The sequence below is a fragment of the Rhodanobacter sp. B05 genome, assembly GCF_002001085.1.
Taxonomy (GTDB): Bacteria; Pseudomonadota; Gammaproteobacteria; order Xanthomonadales; family Rhodanobacteraceae; genus Rhodanobacter.
Window position 1 is genome coordinate 29,479 of record NZ_MUNU01000012.1, and the last position, 20,688, is coordinate 50,166.

A 20,688-nucleotide genomic window follows, 5' to 3' on the forward strand; every position below is an offset into this window, starting at 1 on the left:
CTTCTCACTCCTCTTCACTCACTTCTATAAAGCTCCTTGCGCGGCGCACCGCTGATCGCTGCTGCCAGTTTCGCCGCCTTCGCCGGCGGCAGTTCCTCGCGCAGGATCGCGAAGATGCGCTGGCCTTCGGCGAGCTTGGCGTCAACTTCCTCGCCGCGTCCCGCGACCAGGATCACATGCTCGCCGCGCTGCTGGTCGGGATCGGCGACGACCCGCGCCGCCAGTTCCGCCAGCGGCTCGCCCAGTACCGTCTCGAACATCTTGGTCAGCTCGCGTGCCAGCACTGCCTCGCGCTCCGCGCCGAACACGTCGCGCATGTCGGCCAGGCTTTCGGCGACACGATGCGACGACTCATAGAAGATGAGCGTGCGCGCTTCGCCGGCCAACTCCTGCAGGCGGCTGCGCCGTGCCGCGGCCTTCGGCGGCAGGAAACCTTCGAACACGAAGCGATCGCTGGGCAGACCCGCCACCGACAGCGCGGCAATCGCCGCGCAGGCGCCCGGGATTGGAATGCAGCGGATGCCGGCGGCGCGCGCCGCGCGCACCAGCCGGAAACCGGGGTCGCTGATCAGCGGCGTGCCGGCATCGGAAATCAGCGCCACGTCCTCGCCTACCTGCAGCCGCAGCACGATCGCCTCCACCGCGTCGCGCTCGTTGTGCTCGTGCAACGCGATCAGCGGTGTGCCTATGTTGTGGTGGGCCAGCAGCGGCCGGCTGTGCCGCGTGTCCTCGGCGGCGATCACCGCCACCGCGCGCAAACTCTCGATGGCGCGCGCAGACAGATCGTCGCGATGGCCGATCGGCGTGGCCACCACCCACAGGCAGCCTGGCTGAACTGATGACATTCTGAGAACTCCTGCGCCGCGAGCCGGCAAGACGATCGGCTATGATCGCGCATTGATGACCATGACGAACAAGGGATTTCCCATGCGCTTCATGCGCCTCTCGCGAATCATCGCGATCGGACTGCTGTTCTCGCTCGTCCTGAGTGCCTGCGTCCCGAACGGCGGCGTGCGCTCTCCAGCGGAGATCGCTGCCGCCCAGAGCGCCGCGACCCTGGCGCAGCAGGGCCAGTTCGACCAGGCGGCGCAAGCCTACCTCGACCTGGCCGCGCAATTCCCCGGCCACACCGACAGCTACCAGTTGCTGGCCGCCGAAGCGTGGCGCCAGGAAGGCCAGATCGTGCGCGCTGCGCCGATCCTCGCCAAGATCAGGCGCGAACGCCTGAGCGGCGACGAGCCGCTGCGCCTGGATCTGTTGCGCGCCGAACTCGCGCTCGGCCAGCACGATGCGCAGACGGCACTGCGACTGACCAGCCAGCCGAACGTCCAGGTGCCTCCCTCGTTGCAACTGCGCCTGCTGGAACTGCGCGCGCGCGCCATGAAGGCCGCTGGCGATCTCTGGGGCGCCGCCCGCACGCGCGTGCAGATGGACGATGACCTGCATGGATTCGACCAGGCACAGAATCGCCGGCAGGCGCTTGATCTGCTGACCGGATTGGGCGTCGCGCCGCTCAAGCAACGGGCCGCCGCAATGAAGCCGGGCGATCGACTGCTGCCATGGATCAACCAGGCGTTGCGCCAGCTCGGCGTCGCCGTGGCGCAGCCGCAACCGGAACTCCAGCAGGCCGTGGGCATGCTGTTGCCCGGCGCCGGCGCGACCGTGCGCGAGGGCTACAAGGTACCGGCCCAGGTCGCCCTGCTGCTGCCTGCCGACGGCAATTACGCGGCCGCGAGCATGCCGATCCGCCAGGGGTTCTTCGCGGCGTACTTCGATGCCGCCAGCAACCACGCACCGCGTCCCATGGTGCGCGTCTACGACAGCAAGGGCACCGCGGAGGGCGCCGTCCAGGCCTACCAGCAGGCCGCCCGCGATGGCGCCAAACTGGTGGTCGGCCCGCTCACTCGCGGCGAGGTCGCCGCCATCTTCGGTCAGGCAGAGTTGTCTGTGCCGGTGCTGGCGCTGAACCATCCTGACGACAAGCAATTGCCCGCCGGCAACGCCAGCGAATTCGGGCTGCTGCCGGAAACCGAAGGTGCCCAGGCTGCCGACCACATGGCCGAACGCGGTCTGCTTCGCGCCTACGTGCTGGTGTCCGGTGACGATTTCGCGCAGCGCGCGGCCAGTGCCTTCAAGGCCGAATTGATCTCCCGCGGTGGCGAAGTCATCGACAATGCGGTGCTGCCGACCGGCGCAACCAGCTATGCCAATATCATCGGCGGCATGCAGATGCCGAAGGCCACGGCTGCGCCTGCCGTGGCGACCAGCACGGCCGACGGCTCCGCGACGTCCGCGGCAACAGGCGCCACGAGCAACGCCGGGATCTTCATCAGCATGCGCCCGGCCCAGGCGCGCCTGCTGTTGCCGCAATTGCACATCGCGCAAATCGACCTGCCGGTATTCGCGACTTCGCACATTTACGCCGGCAACGATGACGTGGCAGACGATCGCGATCTGGATGGCGTGGAGTTCTGCGACGCGCCGTGGCTGTTCGACGCCCAGCCGGGGCTGCCCGACCGCGCCGGCATCGCGGCCAGGTTGCCCGCCGCGCGCGACGGTGCCGCGCGCCTGTTCGCCTTCGGCATGGATGCGTGGAATCTGGTGCCCTATCTCGACTGGCTGCGCGCCCATCCCGGCAGCTACATGCCGGGTGCCACCGGTCAACTGGCCGCTGACCAGTTCGGTCGTATCCGCCGCGTATTGACCTGGGCGAAGTTCCAGAACGGTTTGGCGCGTCCGCTGACTGGCAGCCTGCAGATCGACACGATGCCATCTGCCACGCCACCACAGAATGCCGCGCCGGCGCCGGCCAGTTCGACCGGCGGCAGCGCCCAACCCGCCCCGTCGAACTGATGCGCGCGGCGGGTGACGGCTTCGAGCAGCGTGCCTGTGGCGAACTGGAGCGCGCCGGCCTGACCTTGCTGGCGCGCAACTACGCGACCCGCCACGGCGAACTGGATCTGGTCATGCGCGACGGCGACACCTTGGTATTTGTCGAAGTGCGCTACCGCAAGAGCGCGAGCCACGGCGATGCCGCCGCCTCGGTCACCCCGGCCAAGCAGGCCAGGCTGATCCTCGCCGCCCAGCACTGGCTTGGCGCGCACCCCCGGCACGCACGCCATGCCTGCCGCTTCGACGTGGTCAGCTACGACGGCCCGCTCGATGCCATCCAGCGCCAATGGCTGCGTGGCGCATTCGAGGCGGGCTGATCCGGCACAACGCCTTCGCGCCCCGGGTGGATTACGCTTGACCGATGCCCCTGCCCGTCGATCTGCTCTCCCGCCTGCGCGAAACCCTTCCCACCGATTCGCTCGCCACCGGCGAGGCGGAGCGCATCGCCTATTCCTATGACAACTCGCGCCTGCATGCGTTGCCGGATGCCGTGGTGTTTCCCACCGAACATGCCCAGGTCGAGGCACTGGTGCAGGCCTGCCGCGCGCACAAGGTGCCGGTGATCGCGCGCGGTCGCGGCACCAACACGACGGGCGCCACCGTGCCGCTGGATGGCGGCGTGGTGGTGAGTTTCGAGCGGATGAACCGGATTCTGCGGATCGATCCGGACAATCGCCTGGCGGTGGTCGAGCCGGGGGTGTTGAACGGCGATCTGCAGCAGGCGCTGGCGCCGCTTGGTTTCTTCTGGCCACCCGATCCGACCTCGGCGCCGTGGTGCAGCATCGGCGGCAACCTGGCCTGCAATTCGGCGGGGCCGCGCACGGTGAAGTACGGCAGTCCGCGCGAGAACACGCTGGGCCTGCGCGCGGTGGCTGGCAGCGGCGAAGGTTTTCGTTGTGGCACGTACACCAGCAAGGGCGCGACGGGTTATGACCTGACCCGGCTGCTGATCGGCTCGGAGGGCACGCTGGCGTTGATCACCGAGGCCACGCTGAAACTCACGCCGAAACCATCGGCGGTGCGCACATTGCGCGCGACCTATATGGACGTCGGCGCGGCGGCGCGGGCGGTGGCGCGGATCATGGCGCAGCCGGTGACGCCGTGTGCGCTGGAGTTCATCGATGACGTGGCCTTGAAGCTGGCGCATGAGCATGGCGGCGACAGCGTGCCGTTGGCCGGCGCGATGCTGATGATCGAGGTGGACGGCGAACCGGCCACGCTGGACAGCGCAGTCGATGCGGTGGTCGCCGCGGCCCGCGGCGACGGACTTGAGGAGTTGCGGATTGCGCAAAGTGTCGACGAAACCCGCGTGCTGTGGGCCGCACGCAAGGCGCTGTCGCCGGCGCAACGCACGATCTCGCCGAACAAGATCAACGAGGACGTGGTGGTGCCGGTCAGCCATCTGCCCGCGCTGGTCGACGGCATCAGGCAGCTGTCGGTGAAGCACGAGGTGTTGATCGTCAGCTTCGGCCATGCCGGCAACGGCAACCTGCACGTGAACCTGCTGCCGCGCGACAAGGCCGAACGCGAACGCGCGCACGCCTGCCTGGCCGACGTGTTTGCGCTGGTGATTTCGCTGGAGGGCACGCTGTCGGGCGAGCACGGCATCGGTATGGTCAAGCGCGAGTTCATGCCGCTGGCGCTGGAGGCTTCCACGCTGGGGTTGATGCGCAACGTCAAGGCGGCGTTCGATCCGGACGGCATACTCAATCCGGGCAAGTTGTTGCCTTGATGGCCGGGAATCGGGAGTCGGAAATGGAAAATGGAAAAAGCACGGGTGCCGCACACATGTCGCACGCGGTGGACGACTTGCTGGTCGAAATACGCGCCTGCCGTATCTGCGAAGCGCATCTGCCGCTGGGGCCGCGGCCGGTGCTGCAGGCGTCGGCCGTGTCACGGCTGCTGATCGTCAGCCAGGCACCGGGACGCAAGGTGCACGACACCGGCATCCCGTTCAACGATGTCAGCGGCGAGCGATTGCGCGAATGGCTGGGCGTCGACAAGACCACGTTCTACGACGCCAGCCGCATCGCGATCGTGCCGATGGGTTTCTGCTTCCCCGGCACCGGCAAGGGCGGCGACCTGCCACCTCGGCCGGAGTGCGCGCCGACCTGGCATCCGCGCCTGCTGCCGCTGCTGAAGCAAGTGCAACTCACCCTGGTGATCGGCCAGTACGCGCAGGCCGGCCTGCTCGGCGTGGCGCGCGGCACCCGGCTCACCGATACGGTGCAGGCGTGGCGCGAGCATCTTGCCCGCGGCCACTTGCCGCTGCCGCACCCGAGCCCGCGCAATCGGTTGTGGCTGGTGCGCAATCCGTGGTTCGAGACGGAGCTGTTGCCGGTGCTGCGCGCGCGCGTGGCCGACGCCCTGTGCGCGGCAGACTGAGCCGGCGCTGCAGCGCGCCTTGCCGGTTCCCCGCGGCTTCCTCTAACCTGCCTCGGCTGGTGGCCACGGGGTGTTCCCTCGGCTGCGTCAGGGGACACACATGCCGGATACCTGCCCGTGAATCTCAAGCTGCGCCTGATCGTGATGAACTTCCTGCAGTTCTACATCTGGGGGGCGTGGCTGCTGACCATCGGCGCGTACTGGTTCCAGCACCAGCACTGGTCCGGCACCAGCTTCGGCGCGATCTTCTCGACCATGGGCATCGCGTCGCTGTTCATGCCGTCGCTGGCCGGCATCATTGCCGACAAGTGGATCAATGCCGAAAGGTTGTATGGAGCATTTCAGATCGTCGGCGCGATCGTATTGTTCAGCGTGCCCCTGGTGGACGATCCGCACACCATGTTCTGGGTCATGTTGCTCAACATGGTCTTCTACATGCCGACGATTTCGCTCTCGATTGCCGTGGCGTACAACGCGCTCAAGCGCGACGGCTATGACGTGGTCACCCACTATCCGCCGATCCGCGTGTGGGGCACGATCGGTTTCATTGCCGCGACCTGGACGGTCAGCCTGCTGCATTTCGAAACCTCGCCCACGCAGTTCCGCATCGCCGCGGCGGCGTCGCTGCTGCTGGGCCTGTACGCGTTCACCCTGCCCAAGTGCCCGCCGCAACTGGGCACCGCGGAAAACCGCAGCGTGGCCGATCGGCTGGGGCTGACCTCGTTTGTGCTGTTCAAGGACCGCAACATGGCGGTGTTCTTCATCTTCGCCATGCTGCTGGGTGCAGCGCTGCAACTGACCAACGCTTACGGCGACACCTTCCTGCACGATTTTGCCCATGTCGACGCGTACAAGGACCTGATCGCCGTGCGCTACCCGGCGATCATCATCTCGATTTCGCAGTTCTCCGAAACCGCCTTCATCCTCACCATCCCGTTCTTCCTCAAACGCTTCGGCATCAAGGCCGTGATGACGATGAGCATGCTGGCCTGGGTGCTGCGCTTCGGGCTGTTCGGTTTCGGCAACCCTGCCGGTGGCCTGTGGATGATCGTGCTCTCCTGCATTGTCTACGGCATGGCCTTCGACTTCTTCAACATCTCCGGCTCGCTGTTCGTGGAGAGCCAGGCCGATCCGAAGATCCGCGCCAGCGCGCAGGGCCTGTTCATGCTGATGACCAACGGCGTGGGCGCCGTGCTCGGCAGCTTGGTCGCCGGCTTCGCGATCGACCACTTTTTCACCGACCACAGCTGCAACGACGCGGCGGCGATCTGCAAGGACTGGCATGGCATCTGGCTGGCTTTTGCCGGCTACGCGCTGCTGATGGCCATCCTGTTCGTGCCGCTGTTCAGGCACAGGCACAAGCCGCAGACACTGCGGGTTCTGCCGACGCATTGAGGCCGTTCCGGGTCTGCCACGGTCCGGCCGGCTACAATGCGCGGATGCTCATCGGCCCCTACCTCATCGACCCGCCCGTGGTGCTCGCCCCGATGGCGGGCGTCACCGACAAGCCGTTCCGGCTGCTGTGCAAGCGGCTGGGCGCGGGGCTGGCCGTGTCGGAGATGACCCATGCCGATCCGCGGCTGTGGCATACGCGCAAGTCGCTGCAACGGATGGACCACGCCGGTGAACCCGAGCCGGTCAGCGTGCAGATCGCCGGCTACGATCCGTCGATGCTGGCCGAGGCGGCGCGCTTCAACGTCGCCAACGGCGCGCAACTGATCGACATCAACATGGGCTGTCCGGCCAAGAAGGTGTGCAATGTTTGGTCCGGCTCGGCGCTGCTGCAGGACGAGCCGCTGGTCGCGCGCATCGTGAAGGCCGTGGTCGATGCGGTCGAGGTGCCGGTGACGCTGAAGATCCGCACCGGCTGGGACCGGCAGAACAGGAACGCGCTGAACATCGCGCGCATCGCCGAAGACAACGGCATCGCCGCGCTGGCCGTGCACGGCCGCACCCGCGCCGACAAGTACGAAGGCGACGCCGAGTACGACACCATCACCGCGGTGAAGGCCGCCGTGCACATCCCGGTGCTGGCCAATGGCGACGTCAACACGCCGCAGCAGGCGCGGCACGTGCTCGACATTACCGACGCCGATGCATTGATGATCGGTCGCGGTGCTCAGGGGCGGCCGTGGATTTTTCGCGAGATCGCGCATTACCTCGCCACCGGCAACTTGCTGCCCGAGCCGGAGCCGGCCGAAGTCGCCGCGATCCTGCTCGGTCATCTCGAACAGCTCTACGCGTTCTACGGCGAGCAGGCAGGCGTGCGCATCGCGCGCAAGCACCTCGGCTGGTACGCGAAGGATCGCCCGGAGAACGCGGCGTTCCGGCAGGTGGTCAACCGCGCCGAGAGCGCCGATGAACAATGGCGCCTCACCCGCGATTACTTCGCCGCACTGGCCAGCGGCGAACGGCTGGCGGCCTGATCGCCACACTTGATCCTGGAACCCGTCGATCGACGGCATCAGCTGAACAGCCGTCCAAACGGCTGAACAGCTGGCAACCCCTTGGCGGGCTGAACGACCTCGGGCTGCAAAACCGGGCGTGTCGATGTATCATGCCGACCTTCTTTATCTTTCTATCCGCACGAAAGGATATATACCGCGATGTCCAACTACCTGTTCACCTCCGAATCGGTCTCCGAAGGCCATCCGGACAAGGTCGCCGACCAGATCTCCGATGCCGTGCTTGACGCGATCATCGCGCAGGATCCGCGCGCCCGCGTCGCCTGCGAAACCATGGTCAAGACCGGCGTGGCGATCGTCGCCGGCGAGATCACCACCAAGGCGTGGATCGACCTCGAAGCGATCACCCGCAAGGTGATCGTCGACATCGGCTACGACTCCAGCGACGTCGGCTTCGACGGCGCCACCTGCGGTGTGATCAACCTGATCGGCAAGCAGTCGCCGGACATCAACCAGGGCGTGGACCGCAAGAACCCGGAAGACCAGGGTGCCGGCGACCAGGGCCTGATGTTCGGCTATGCCACCAACGAAACGAAGGACATGATGCCGGCGGCGATCTATTACTCGCACCGCCTGGTCGAGCAGCAGGCCAAGGTGCGCAAGGCGAAGAAGTCGCCGCTGCCGTGGCTGCGTCCGGACGCGAAGAGCCAGGTCACCTTGCGCTACGAAAACGGTGTGGCCACCGCGATCGACGCCGTGGTGCTGTCGACCCAACACGATCCGGGCGTGAAGCAGAAGCATCTGGTCGAGGCGGTGCGCGAGCTCATTCTGAAGCCGGTGCTGCCCGCCAAGCTGCTGCACAAGGGCACCAAGTTCCATATCAACCCGACCGGCAAGTTCGAGATCGGCGGCCCGGTGGGCGACTGCGGCCTGACCGGCCGCAAGATCATCGTGGACACTTACGGCGGCTGGGCCCGTCACGGTGGCGGCGCGTTCTCCGGCAAGGATCCGTCCAAGGTCGATCGCTCGGCTGCCTACGCCGCGCGTTACGTGGCGAAGAACATCGTCGCCGCCGGCATCGCCGATCGCTGCGAAGTGCAGGTGAGCTACGCGATCGGCGTGGCGCATCCCACCTCGATCTCGGTCACCACGTTCGGCACCGGCAAGATCAGCGACGACAAGATCGAGAAGCTGATCCGCAAGCACTTCGACCTGCGCCCGTACGGCATCCTGCAGATGCTCGACCTGATCCACCCGATGTACCAGCAGACCGCCAGCTACGGCCATTTCGGTCGCACGCCGGCGAAGGTGAAGGGCGCCGACGGCAAGAGTTACACCACGTTCTCGTGGGAACAGACCGACCGCGCCGAGGCGCTGCGCAAGGATGCGAAGCTGAAGTAAGTCCGCATCACATGCGTAAAACGAACGGGCCGCCCTGTGCGGCCCGTTTCTATTTCAGTCCCACCGCTTTCCCAAAGCGTGACACTAACTCGTGCTGTGCGGCAGGTGCAGCCCGCAGCGACTGCCTAGCGCGTTTGACCCAACCCGCACCACGAGCGGCCAAGTCTTCCCACGCATCCACCAGCACACTGGGTGCACGCTGCAGATGCCATTCGATCAGGCTCAACGCCTGGGAAATATCCTTGGTGTATTTCGCGTGCCGCGGGCCACGTTCGGCAGCCACCAGCAGTTTGTGCAAGGCATAGCGCGCGGGGTCGGGCACATTCACCAGACAAGCATCGGCCCGATCCAGCAGCACGGCCTGCCCTGGCCTCTCCAGCAGATAATCAAGGAATTTCAGCGGCGTCAGTGCCACGCCGATATCCGGCATCAGCACATCCTTGCTGCCACGTCGCATCACGGTCAGGAAGTCGATACGCAAATCAGGTTTCTTCTCGCTGACATAGTTGCTGGCAAAACCGCGACTGCCTCCAAGTGCTGGAAGAAAACCCATCTCCAACGACTTCAACGCATCGTCCACATCCGCATGGAGATTGACGGGCAACGCCATGGCGACGTTGCCGCCCATACCCGCATGCGCAAAATCGAGATCGAGCCTGCGCGCGCCGTCACCCCACGCCACTCCCAACTGGTTGCCCATCGCCAGGAACGCCTGGGTCCCCACCAGCAATCCGCCGGCACGAAAAAACTGGTAATCGGCGAAGCGCTTGACGATGCGAAAGTGCTTTGCCGGCGTCGGCGCATTGCCCTGCGCGAATGCCGCGTTGGCCTGTCGCGCAACAGCGTCAAATGCCGGCGCCGGTTTGCCACGCGCGTTCTCGATGGCCTCGATCGCCGCCCCTTCCGGCCCCAAGTAGTACTCGCGCTTGCGCCCATCGATTTCCTTGAACTGCCAGTACGCGTAGCGACGACCCTTGATCGTCTTCCAGCCCACCGTGCCGGTCAGCGACGCTGGCGAGCGCATGGTCTCGGCCACTTGCACCAGCTCCTGCAACTCGGCGTATGCGGCCTGGGCGGCGACGGGTAGTTCGCGGTACAAGGCCATCTTGAAGGCTCCGGCGGATGCTGCGGTTATACCACTCGCATCGAATGAGTGGTATAACCGCGATACCTTTTCTGCTTCGGTTGACGGCCAGCTCATGCGCCTTGACCCGCTGTTCAACGACGTCGACCAGACTCCGCAACTTGTGACGACGGCGCCACAACGAACGAGCGGACCGAGCTGTCTGACACATCCCGCCGCGCCATGACTGTTGTCCGCTGCTCACAGAAGCTGCTCAAACGTTTGCGCCAGCCGTCCGCGCCAGCGGAGCCGGCGCCGCATGACAATCCGCTTGGCGAGTGGTGCGCCGACATCGACTTCATCGACCGCCAGCCGTTCGTGCTGCTGATGAACGCAGCCACCGGCGCCGTGCTGGTGGTGCCCGGTCGCGCCGCCGATTTGAAATGCCTGCATATCATGGCGGCGGAGCAGCTACAGTTTCTGTTCGCCGCCTGCGGTGTGGGCGGCACGCTCGCCGAAGCCGAACTGGATGCCTGGCGAATGCCGCCAACGTTCACGCGCAACGGCAATCGCAGCCTGGTCGCATCGATGAACCAGCGCAAGTACGAAGCGTGGACGCAATTCGCCTGCAGCCGCCTGACCGCGTTCGAGGTGGCGCTGCGCATGCTGGAGACGCCGTTCTCGCGCAGGGATCTGGGTCGCGGCTTCCACTTCGCCGCCGACTTGCTGCGCGCCCGCTTGCTGCCCTCGGCGAAAGTGATTCCGCTTCACGCGGCACGCGGCCTGCATTGAGCCGCACACTCGGGAGGTCGCCGTGGCGATGAGTTGCTTCGCTGAGCAGCGAGGCGTGGTTCTGGCGGCCCCCCCGGACAAGGCCTGCCGCGGATACGCTCAAGGTGCCTTGTTGTCCGGTGCCTGATGCCGCGTCGCCACCAGCACATGAGACTTGTGGTTGCTCTTGCGGTGTGCGAGTTGCGCGGCGGCATGTCGATGCGGCGCCTGGCGGTGATGGAGGCAGCTGGCGCCGCGACGATGCGTGCAGGTGGCACGGGCAATCGCGACGTGGTGACCACGCAGATGGCGACGATGGTGCGCCGGCACCGGCACGGACCCGGCCTCGGCGCTGCTGATCGGGGAAAGCGCCGCCAGCACCTGGCGGGCCATGCTGGAATGAGGATCCGCGGCGCGGGCCACCACGATCGCCGGTGTCGGGCGATGATCGAACCCATCGTCCAGCAGGCGTGCCATCACCTTGTCGCGTGCCGCGGCGGTTCGCCCGCCCATGACCACGCCGAACAGGCGATGGCCGTCGCGCACGGCGGTCGAGGCGAGATTGAAACCGGATGCGTCGGTAAAGCCGGTCTTCAGGCCATCCATCCCCGGAAAATGATCCATCAGGTGATTGTGACCGCGCACCAACCGTCCGCGGAAAACGAACTCCTTGGTGGCAAAGTAGTGCGTGTCGTTCGGGAAGTCGCGATAGAGCGCCACCGCCAGCGTCGCCATGTCGCGCGCGGTCGTCGTGTTATCGGGGTCCGGCAGGCCGGAGGCGTTGTCGAAATGCGTGTGCTGCATGCCCAGCTGCGCGGCCTGGGCGTTCATCAGGTCGGCGAAGTGCTGTTCGGAACCGCCCAGCCCTTCCGCCACCACCGTCGCGGCATCGTTGGCCGACTTGGTCACCATGCCGAGGATGCAGTCCTTCACACTGATGGTCTGACCGCGGCGCAGGCCAAGCTTGGTCGGCGCCTTCGCCGCTGCCCAGGCCGAGACCGGCAACTTCTGGTCAAGTTTCAGCTTGCCGTCGTGCAGCGCCTGCAGGGTGAGGTAGAGCGTCATCATCTTGGCCAACGAGGCCGGGTAGTTCTGCTGATCGGGATTGACCGCATCCAGCACCTGACCGGTGGCCGGGTCGACGACGATGGCGGCATAGCCGGCATGAACCACGCCGACAAGGCTGCCCAGGCAGCACGCGAGTGCCGCCAGCAACACTGTTCGAAACCGCCGCCGCAATCGCGCCGGCTTGATGGACTTGACTGCCAACCCCTGCTCCTCGGCATGTTTGATCGCGACATCGCTGCGCGTGGCGCCGACCATAGTGCATGGCGAGCGCAATTTCCATAGATAACGCACGAAATTCGTCGCCCAAACATATGTTTTTCAAACGTTAAGCGACGGGCTGACGACGTGCGCCCGCACCGCGCCGTGCCGCTGCGCACATGCCCGGGCGTACACCCCCGGAACAGGCCACGTCCCCCGGGATGCGCGAAGATCCGCCCCCGACGCGGAGATGACCACAGCACGGACGCTCGCCGGCCCGGCTTGGCGGAGGATGCCAACCACTACAATGGGCGGATGTCTCTTATCCAATTGCAACGCGTCGACTTCAGCATCGGCGGCCCACTCCTGCTCGAACATGTCGATCTGTCGATCGAGGTCAACGAGCGTGTCTGCATCGTCGGTCGCAACGGCGAAGGCAAATCCACCCTGATGAAGCTGATCGCCGGGGAGCTGCATGCCGACGACGGCGAGGTGCGCATCCAGAACGGCATCGTGGTCGCGCGAATGGCGCAGGAAGTGCCGCAGGACACCGCCGGCAGCGTGTTCGACGTGGTCGCCGAGGGGCTGGGCGATCTCGGCCACCTGCTGGCGCGTTACCACCATCTGATCGCCGAAGGTGACTTCGACGCGCTCGGCGACGTGCAGCACCAGATCGAGGCGCAGCACGGCTGGGACCTGGACCGCCGCGTCAGCGATGTGCTGACCCAGTTGGAGCTGCCCGGCGACACCGACTTTGCTGCGCTGTCCGGCGGCATGAAGCGCCGCGTGCTGCTGGCCCAGGCACTGGTGCGCAAGCCCGACGTGCTGCTGCTGGACGAGCCGACCAACCATCTCGACATCGAGGCGATCGGCTGGCTGGAAACCTTCCTCAAGCAGTTTGCCGGCAGCATCCTGTTCGTCACCCATGACCGCAGCTTCCTGCGTGCGCTGGCCACCCGCATCGTCGAGATCGACCGCGGCGCGCTGACCGACTGGCCCGGCGACTACGACAACTACCTGCGTCGCCGCGAGGAGCGCCTGCACGCCGAGGCGCAGGCCAACGCGCTGTTCGACAAGAAGCTGGCGCAGGAAGAGGTGTGGATTCGCCAGGGCATCAAGGCCCGCCGCACCCGCAACGAAGGTCGCGTGCGCGCGCTGAAGGCGCTGCGGGTGGAGCGCGCCGAGCGGCGCAACCTCGGCGGCAACGTGAAGATGAACGCGGCCAGCGCGCAGGCCTCGGGCAAGAAGGTGATCGACCTCAAGCACGTGCATCAGGCCTACGACGGCCGCGTGCTGATCGACGATCTGTCGACCACGATCATGCGCGGCGACCGCATCGGCATCATCGGCCCGAACGGCGCCGGCAAGAGCACCCTGCTGAAAATCATGCTGGGCGAACTGACGCCACTGCGCGGCACGGCCGAGCTGGGCACCGGTATCCAGATCGCCTACTTCGACCAGCATCGCCTGCAGCTCAACGATGCGCTCAACGCGCTGGACAACGTGGCCGAAGGCCGCGAGTTCATCGAGCTCAACGGCCAGCGCAAGCACATCATCGGCTACCTGCAGGATTTCCTGTTCTCGCCCGACCGTGCGCGCGCGCCGATCACCCGCCTCTCCGGCGGCGAGCGCAACCGCCTGCTGCTGGCCAAGCTGTTCGCGCAGCCATCCAACCTGCTGGTAATGGATGAGCCGACCAACGACCTCGACGTCGAGACGCTCGAACTGCTGGAAGAACTGCTGACCGACTACCAGGGCACCCTGCTGCTGGTCTCGCACGACCGCGCGTTTCTCGACAACGTGGTGTCGAGCACGTTGGTATTGGAAGGCGAAGGACGGATCGGCGAGTACGTCGGCGGCTACAGCGACTGGCTGCGCCAGCGGCCTACCGCACGCACACCGGCGACGACCGGAAAACCGGCTGCAGCTGCGCCGGCACCTGCCCCGCCAGCCGTACCGAAGCGCAAACGCAGCTTCAAGGAACAGCACGAACTGGAGCAATTGCCCAAGCGCATCGAACAGTTGGAGAACGAGATCGCCGCGAAGGGCGAAGCGATGAACGACCCCGCGTTCTTCAAGCAGGACAGCGCGACGATCACCCGGGCCAACGAGACCGTGGCCAAACTGCAATCCGAGCTGGACACCGCCTACGCCCGCTGGAGCGAACTGGACGGCTGAAAGACGGCGCGCCCGCGGATCGACGGCGTATCATCCGCCCACCCCCTCGCGCGGAAATCGCCATGTACACGCTCTACTACAGCCCCGGCTCGGCCAGCATGCTGGTGCACCTTGCCCTGCTCGAGATTGGCGCGCCGCACGTGCTGGAGCACGTCGATCTCGACGCCGGCCAGCAGCGCAGCGCGGCCTACCTGGCACTGAACCCGAAAGGCGTGGTGCCGACCCTGATCGTCGACGGCGTGCCGCACGGCGAAGCCGCGGCGCTGGCGATGCTGCTCGCCGAACGCCACCCCGACACCGCGCTCGCTCCGTCACCCGGCAGCGCGCAACGCGCCGACTACCTGCAATGGATGCTGTACCTGGCCAATTCGCTGCAGCCGCGTTTCCGCGCGTGGTTCTATCCAGGCGATCACCTGCCGAGCGCCGCCGACCACATCAAGGAGGCCGCACGCATCGGCATCGAGGCATGCTGGACGCGCATCAACACGCACCTGGCCACCCACGGCCCCTACCTGCTTGGCGACAACTTCGGCGTGGTCGACCTGTACGCGCTGATGCTGATGCGCTGGTCGCGCAACATGCCACGGCCGGCCACCAGCTGGCCGCATCTGGCCGAGTTCGCCACGCGATTGAAGGCGCGCCCGTCGTGGAAGCAATTGTGCGACAGCGAAGGGCTGACCGAGTGGGCTTGAGCCCATGAGCGATTCGCCCGATGCCGATGCCTGGGCCGTCTATCTGATCGAGTGCGCCGACGGCCGCGTCTACACCGGCATCGCACGCGACCCCGAGCAACGCTACGCCAAACACCTCGCCGGCAAAGGCGCCCGCTTCACCCGCTCCAACCCGCCGCGGCAGATGCTGGGCTGGGTCTGGGTTGCCGGCCACGGCGAAGCGCTGCGCCTGGAGATCGCCTGGAAGCGGTTGTCGCGCGACCAGCGCATCGCCGCACTGCGAGCGGGGATCCGGGAAATGAAAGGGCGGGAGCTGGGGCAGGAAACGCGGGCGTAGACGACGGCTTTGCTTCCCTCTCAGCCTTTGTCGACGATGTCCGAGTAGCGCTTCAGATGATCGATGAACGCCCGCAGTTTCGGCGTCATCTGATGGCGGCCGGGGTAGTAGAGAAACATGCCCGGTGCGATCGGCGCGAACGGCTCCAGCACGCGCACGAGCTTGCCGGCCTGTACCGGGCCAGCCGTGATCGGTTCGGGTACCTGGGCAAGCCCCACCCCTTCGATGGCCGCGCCGAGCATGGCTGAGTAGTCATGGACAATCAGCGATCCGGCGACGACCGCCTCGATCGGCCCGCTGTCGCCGACCCCGTTGTTGCTGACGAACGACCATGGCGCGATCGACCCGTTCGAGCGGCGGATGCGGATGCAGGCATGCTCGCGCAGATCGTCGACACGCTCGGGCCTGCCCTTGCGACGCAAATAGTCGGGGCTGCCGACGACCGCGAGTGGAAACGACGGCGTCAGCCGCACCGCGACCATGTCCGCCTCGACGAACTGACCAAACCGGATGCCGGCATCGAATCCGCCGGCCGCAAGATCGAGCAGCGCCGGACTCGCGGCGATCTCCACCTCGACGTCGGGATAGGCCTGGCAGAACGACGCGATCAGCGGCTCCAGCAGGATCGGCACCACCGCCGGCGGCACCGTGAGGCGCAACAGCCCGGCAGGCCGCTGCCCGAGATCACGCGCCACCTCGCTCGCCGCAACCAGTTCCTCGAAGGCGGGCTTTGCGCGCGAAAGGAACCGCTCGCCGGCCTCGGTCAGGCCGACACTACGGGTCGTGCGTACAAAGAGCGTGGCACCAACACGTGCCTCGAGTACGCGTACCGCCTGGCTCATCGCCGATGGGCTCACCCCGAGTTCTGCCGCCGCCTTGCGAAAGCTGCGGTGCCGGGCAACGCTCAGGAACGCCTCGACGCCATCGAGCGCGCCCTGCCTCACTGTGAAGTTCTGCTTCATGCCTCATCCACATTGTCGCGAATAGTCGTACGCCGGAAGCGGTAGTACCTTTTTTTCAGCGGCGTTCGAGGCCGCGTCAGCCTGCATTCGACAGGAGGCCACATGTCACCGGCTACCATCTTCCTGCTACAACTGTTTCTCGGCTACGTCGCGTGGTTGCTGTGCTTCGGCGCGTACATCTGGCCCAGGCTCAAGTCGATGGATCGGGTCGAGGCGCAGCGCGCGATCGCCACGCTGCACAGTTTCCGCTTGTTCGGGCTGGTCTTCATCCTGCCTGGCGTGATCGGCCCGAACCTGCCATCCGGCTTCGCGACGTTCGCGGCCTATGGTGACCTCGCCACGGGAATACTCGCCATGCTGGCGCTGCTTGCGGTGAGAAAACGCGCGCTCTTCGGGCCGCTTGTCCTTGGCTACAGTCTCGTGGGCATCGTCGACCTCGTTGTCGATTACTACCACGGTATCCGGCTGGGCCTTCCCGAACTGGCTGGCCAGTTGGGAGCGACCTACGCGATCCCGATCATTTATGTTCCCTTGCTGATGGTCACGCACCTCGCCGCGCTCTACCTGCTGGCGTGCCCTCAGCCCAAGGTGGCTCGGGTCGTCATAGGCGATGCGGCAGCGTGACTGGTCGGATCAGGCACGCAACGTGGCCGCCCGAGCGCCATCGCATCACTCGATAACGTGCCGCGCCGCTTCCCCGCCGTGCACCGCGCCGGTCACCAGCCGCTTGTCGAAGGTGGCCAAGCGGGCGCCGTGCTTCACGGCCAGCGCCAGCAGATAGCTGTCAGTGACCTGGCCGGACTGCAGCAGGCGATCCCGGTTAACGAGCGGGGAATCCAGCAGGCTGAGATCAGCCGGCCAGAAGACATGCCCCGGCTGGTTGCACAGGTCCATCAACAGTTCCACAGCCTGTGCGGTCGTAGCCACTGCGTTGGCGTAACGCGGATGCGACATGATGCGCAGCGCACCATTCTGGGTCAGGTTGCAACTGGCCCACGACGCCCGCGCCGTGGCAAACCACGCGTGCGCAACCGCGTGTTGCGGGTGGATCGGGTCAAGCAGGGCGAGCAACACATTGACGTCCAGCAACCAGGTCGTCTCCGGCTCGGACCAGGCGCCGCGGGATTCGCGCACCGCCGGCCTGGCCTTGCGGCTCACGGTGACCACGGCGTGTCGTCGCGCAGCGCATTGATCTGATCAAGCGTCATCGGCCTGGCGCCCGGACGCACCGGCATCAGGCGAATCCCGTTGCGGTATTGCGGCGAGGATGCGGGCGGCACCAATCCCTTGCGCGCCAACTCCGACACCACTTCGCCCAGCGTCTTGCCTTGTTGCTGCGCCAAGGCACGCGCCGCAGCCATGACATCTTCATCGAGTTTGAGAGTGGTACGCATGACGCAATGCTCCGCAAGAATGCATCAAACATCACGCATCACGCATCATGTGTCAAGCAGTTCCACACGCATCACTACTCACCCGGCTTCTCTCACCCAGCTTCTCTCACCCGGCTTCTCTCACTCGGCTTCTCTCACTCGGCTTCTCTCACTCGGCTTCTCTCACTGGACTTCTCTCACTCGGCCTCTACCATCCGACTCATTCACTCGCCCGTCGCGGATTCCAGCGGCAACCACAGCTGCGCCACCGCACCCGCCGCGCCTTCGCGAGCGAGCAGGCTGACGCCGCCTTCGTGCGCCTCGACGATCTGCCGTACGAGTGCCAGCCCAATACCGGAGCCACCTGGCTTGGTGGTGAAGAACGGTACGAACAGGTTGTCGCTGAGCGGCGGGCCGGGGCCATCATCGACCACCTCGATCAAGCCGCGCGCTTCGTCGCGATACCAGCGCACGCTGACCTCGCCGCGCGGCGACGGCGCGGCTTCGACCGCGTTACGCAGCAGGTTGATCAACGCCTGTTCGAGCTGGTCGGCATCCGCCTGCACGATCAGCGCCACGCCAGTTTCGATGCGCACCGGCAGGCGCTGCTCCAGCCGCACGACTTTCGCGACCAGCGCCGCCACATCCACGGCGCGCTTGTGCGGCGGCGGCAGCCGCGCGAGCTGGCTGTAGCCAGCAAGAAACCGTGCCAGCGCGCCAGCACGATTGCCGATCAACTCCAACCCGCCGCGAAAATCCTCGCGCCAGTCCTCGGGCAGCGGATCGCGCGCGACCAACGTCGCCAGCGTGCCGGCCATCGACTGAATCGGCGCCAGCGAATTGTTCACCTCGTGGGCGAGCACACGCAGCAGCCGTTGCCACGCCTGGCGTTCCTCCTCGCGCAGCACGCGGTCGACGTCGTTGATCACCAGCAGGACGCCGCCGCGACCGCCGCTGCGCAAGGACGCGTGGCGGATCTCGAAACGGCCAGTACGGCCAGGGAACGCATGCGTGAGCAGACACGCAGCCGGCCCCTCCAGCAACGTCGCCAGCCCCAGCTCGGCCGCGCTCAGACCGAACAGGCGATGCCGCTCGTCGCCGAGCAATCGTTGTGCCGCCGGATTCAGCAGACGCAGGCGCTGGTTCTTGTCGAACACCAGCACCGCGCTGTCCAGCGCCGCCAGCGTCTTGCCCAGCAGGTGCGCCGATTCCTCGAACTGAAGGCGTTCCTGCTGCAGGCGCTCGGCCAGCGCGTTGATGTCGTAGATCACATCGCCGAGCACGCCGCCCTGTACGCCACGCAAGCTGTAATCGCCTTCGCGCAACGCTTCGAGCAGGCCGGACAGCGTGTACAGCGGATAGGTCACGCGGCGCTCGTGCCAGCGCGCCAGCAACAAGGTCAGCACGATCACGGCGATCGACAGTGCCCAGCGCAGCGAGACGTCCAGCGAACCGGACAGCAACACACCCAGACCAAGCAGCGCCGGCGTCGCCACCAGCAGGCTAACGGCCAGCACACGCTGCCCGAAGCGCGGCATGTACCCGGCGCGCCGGTTGCGTGGATCAGCCGGCATCGGCATCGTCGGTCGCATCGCGCAGATCGTGTTTTTCCAATCGCCGATACAGCGACTGACGGGTGATGCCCAGCGCGTCGGAGGCGCGCTGCAGGTTGCCGTCGTGGCGTTCCAGAGCGCGCTTGACCAGCCAGCCTTCGGCCTGCTCCAGCGTCATGCCGTCGATGTCCTGCGCCGACTCGGCGGCATCGCCAAACGCCAGCGCCGCGGCGCTCACCTGGTCGTGCTCGGCCAGCAGCGCCGCGCGTTCCATCAAGTGCTGCAGCTCGCGCACATTGCCAGGCCAGCGCCATGCCACCAGCGCGCGTTCGGCCGACGACGCCAGCCGCAAACCATGACGACCGTAGCGTTGCGCGCTGCGCGCGAGGAACGCGCGCGCCAGCGGCAGGATGTCCTCCGCGCGTTCGCGCAGCGGCGGCAGGCGCACTTCCAGCGTGTTGAGGCGGTACAGCAGATCCTTGCGGAAGCGGCCGGCGGCGACCTCGGCCTGCAGATCCGCATTCGTCGCCGATACCAACCGCACATCAGCAGTCTGAGTACGTGACGAACCGAGTCGCTCGAACTCACCATCCTCCAGCACGCGCAGCAACTTCGGCTGCTGCGATGGCGGCACATTGCCCACCTCGTCCAGGAACAGCGTGCCGCCGTCGGCCAGCTCGAAGCGGCCGATACGCTCGCTCTTGGCGTCGGTGTAGGCGCCGCGCACGTGACCGAACATCTCCGACTCGAACACACTTTCGGCGATGCCGCCCATGTTGACCTTGACCAGCGAACGCGCAGCGCGCGCGGAACGCTGGTGCAGCAACTGCGCGATCACGCCCTTGCCGGTGCCGTTCTCGCCCAGCACCAGCACGTTGGCGTCGCTGGGCGCGATGCGCTCGACCAGCGCCAGCACGCGGCGCATTGCCGGCGATTCGGCGATGAAATCATCGTCTGCCTCGCCGCGCAGCAACGCGTTCTCCGCCTCCAGCCGACGCTGCCTACGTGCACCCTCGCCCAGCGCGATCTGCGCGCGCAGCACGCCGAGCAGACGCACGTTGTCCCATGGCTTTTCGATGAAGTCGGCGGCGCCACGACGCATCGCCTGCACCGTCAGCGGCACGTTGCCCCACGCCGTCATCGCCACCACCAGCAGCTCGGGCGCGAACTGGCGCAGACGCTCGAGCAGATCCAGCCCCTCTTCGCCCGAGGTGGTATCGCGGCTGTAGTTGCAGTCGATCAGCGCACAGGCGAACTCGCGTTTGCGCACCGCCTCCAGTGCCGCCGCCGGATCGGCCACGCCCACGCTGGCGATGCCCTCGGACTTCAGCAGCAGCCGCAACGCCTCGCGTACGTCGGCCTGGTCGTCGGCAAGCAGTACGGTGGGGTTCGCTTCGCGTGGCATGCCTTCGTTCATCCTTGCAGTGTAGT

The 20,688-nt window shown here is 66.3% G+C and carries 20 protein-coding genes; 12 read left to right on the top strand and 8 right to left on the bottom strand.

Annotated elements, in window-relative coordinates:
- Positions 1-14: 14 nt before the first annotated feature.
- On the bottom strand, positions 15-845 hold the full coding sequence (gene rsmI / locus B0E47_RS05600) for a 16S rRNA (cytidine(1402)-2'-O)-methyltransferase (protein WP_077513030.1): 831 nt from the start codon (positions 843-845) through the stop codon (positions 15-17).
- 82 nt (positions 846-927) lie between these two features.
- Between rsmI and B0E47_RS05605 the strand changes: the two genes are divergently transcribed.
- The 7 genes from B0E47_RS05605 (at position 928) to metK (ending at position 9,083) form a co-directional block, all read left to right on the top strand.
- Positions 928-2,853, top strand: a complete 1,926-nt coding sequence (locus tag B0E47_RS05605; RefSeq protein ID WP_077513031.1) for a penicillin-binding protein activator — start codon at positions 928-930, stop codon at positions 2,851-2,853.
- Positions 2,853-3,209: a YraN family protein gene (locus tag B0E47_RS05610; RefSeq protein WP_077513032.1), complete on the top strand. Its 357-nt coding sequence runs from the start codon at positions 2,853-2,855 to the stop codon at positions 3,207-3,209. The genes B0E47_RS05605 and B0E47_RS05610 overlap by 1 nt, the downstream gene beginning before the upstream one ends.
- A gap of 44 nt (positions 3,210-3,253) precedes the next feature.
- Positions 3,254-4,624, top strand: a complete 1,371-nt coding sequence (locus B0E47_RS05615; protein WP_077513033.1) for an FAD-linked oxidase C-terminal domain-containing protein — start codon at positions 3,254-3,256, stop codon at positions 4,622-4,624.
- A gap of 23 nt (positions 4,625-4,647) precedes the next feature.
- A complete protein-coding gene (locus B0E47_RS05620; RefSeq protein ID WP_254422824.1) occupies positions 4,648-5,277 on the top strand; it encodes a uracil-DNA glycosylase family protein in 630 nt (209 codons plus the stop codon).
- 117 nt (positions 5,278-5,394) lie between these two features.
- Positions 5,395-6,672, top strand: coding sequence for a nucleoside permease (locus B0E47_RS05625; protein ID WP_077513034.1), 1,278 nt, complete (start codon positions 5,395-5,397; stop codon positions 6,670-6,672).
- A 44-nt stretch (positions 6,673-6,716) separates the two neighbouring features.
- A complete protein-coding gene (gene dusB, locus B0E47_RS05630) occupies positions 6,717-7,703 on the top strand; it encodes a tRNA dihydrouridine synthase DusB (protein WP_077513035.1) in 987 nt (328 codons plus the stop codon).
- Between the two features lie 180 nt (positions 7,704-7,883).
- Entirely contained in the window at positions 7,884-9,083 is a 1,200-nt protein-coding gene (gene metK, locus B0E47_RS05635) for a methionine adenosyltransferase (protein ID WP_077513036.1), read from the top strand.
- Between the two features lie 49 nt (positions 9,084-9,132).
- Here metK and B0E47_RS05640 read toward each other — a convergent pair whose 3' ends face one another.
- Positions 9,133-10,284, bottom strand: a complete 1,152-nt coding sequence (locus B0E47_RS05640) for a GSU2403 family nucleotidyltransferase fold protein (RefSeq protein ID WP_077513037.1) — start codon at positions 10,282-10,284, stop codon at positions 9,133-9,135.
- A gap of 105 nt (positions 10,285-10,389) precedes the next feature.
- Here B0E47_RS05640 and B0E47_RS05645 point away from each other — a divergent pair, with 105 nt between their 5' ends.
- Positions 10,390-10,938: a hypothetical protein gene (locus tag B0E47_RS05645; RefSeq protein ID WP_077513038.1), complete on the top strand. Its 549-nt coding sequence runs from the start codon at positions 10,390-10,392 to the stop codon at positions 10,936-10,938.
- A 99-nt stretch (positions 10,939-11,037) separates the two neighbouring features.
- Here the strand turns inward: B0E47_RS05645 and B0E47_RS05650 are convergent, their stop codons facing one another.
- Positions 11,038-12,276 carry a D-alanyl-D-alanine carboxypeptidase family protein gene (locus tag B0E47_RS05650; protein ID WP_254422825.1) on the bottom strand — a complete coding sequence of 413 codons (1,239 nt, stop codon included), beginning with the start codon at positions 12,274-12,276 and terminating at the stop codon, positions 11,038-11,040.
- A 222-nt stretch (positions 12,277-12,498) separates the two neighbouring features.
- Here B0E47_RS05650 and B0E47_RS05655 point away from each other — a divergent pair, with 222 nt between their 5' ends.
- The 3 genes from B0E47_RS05655 to B0E47_RS05665 all read left to right on the top strand — a co-directional run bounded on the left by B0E47_RS05655 (position 12,499) and on the right by B0E47_RS05665 (position 15,369).
- Entirely contained in the window at positions 12,499-14,361 is a 1,863-nt protein-coding gene (locus B0E47_RS05655) for an ATP-binding cassette domain-containing protein (protein WP_077513040.1), read from the top strand.
- A gap of 62 nt (positions 14,362-14,423) precedes the next feature.
- The gene (locus B0E47_RS05660) at positions 14,424-15,053 is read left to right on the top strand and encodes a glutathione S-transferase (RefSeq protein WP_077513041.1); all 630 of its coding nucleotides are present in this window, start codon (positions 14,424-14,426) and stop codon (positions 15,051-15,053) included.
- Between the two features lie 4 nt (positions 15,054-15,057).
- Entirely contained in the window at positions 15,058-15,369 is a 312-nt protein-coding gene (locus B0E47_RS05665) for a GIY-YIG nuclease family protein (RefSeq protein WP_077513042.1), read from the top strand.
- A gap of 20 nt (positions 15,370-15,389) precedes the next feature.
- Here the strand turns inward: B0E47_RS05665 and B0E47_RS05670 are convergent, their stop codons facing one another.
- Complete coding sequence (locus B0E47_RS05670) at positions 15,390-16,331, bottom strand: LysR family transcriptional regulator (protein ID WP_077513043.1); 942 nt, start codon at positions 16,329-16,331, stop codon at positions 15,390-15,392.
- A gap of 102 nt (positions 16,332-16,433) precedes the next feature.
- Between B0E47_RS05670 and B0E47_RS05675 the strand changes: the two genes are divergently transcribed.
- Entirely contained in the window at positions 16,434-16,955 is a 522-nt protein-coding gene (locus B0E47_RS05675) for a hypothetical protein (protein ID WP_077513044.1), read from the top strand.
- A gap of 45 nt (positions 16,956-17,000) precedes the next feature.
- Here B0E47_RS05675 and B0E47_RS05680 read toward each other — a convergent pair whose 3' ends face one another.
- The 4 genes from B0E47_RS05680 to B0E47_RS05695 form a co-directional block, all read right to left on the bottom strand.
- The gene (locus B0E47_RS05680) at positions 17,001-17,498 is read right to left on the bottom strand and encodes a TA system VapC family ribonuclease toxin (RefSeq protein ID WP_217318902.1); all 498 of its coding nucleotides are present in this window, start codon (positions 17,496-17,498) and stop codon (positions 17,001-17,003) included.
- Positions 17,486-17,725 (bottom strand): CopG family transcriptional regulator, encoded by a 240-nt coding sequence (locus B0E47_RS05685; RefSeq protein ID WP_077513045.1) that lies wholly within the window; start codon positions 17,723-17,725, stop codon positions 17,486-17,488. The genes B0E47_RS05680 and B0E47_RS05685 overlap by 13 nt, the downstream gene beginning before the upstream one ends.
- 203 nt (positions 17,726-17,928) lie before the next feature.
- Positions 17,929-19,296: an ATP-binding protein gene (locus B0E47_RS05690; protein ID WP_254422826.1), complete on the bottom strand. Its 1,368-nt coding sequence runs from the start codon at positions 19,294-19,296 to the stop codon at positions 17,929-17,931.
- Entirely contained in the window at positions 19,268-20,662 is a 1,395-nt protein-coding gene (locus B0E47_RS05695) for a sigma-54 dependent transcriptional regulator (protein ID WP_077513173.1), read from the bottom strand. The genes B0E47_RS05690 and B0E47_RS05695 overlap by 29 nt, the downstream gene beginning before the upstream one ends.
- Positions 20,663-20,688: the final 26 nt, after the last annotated feature.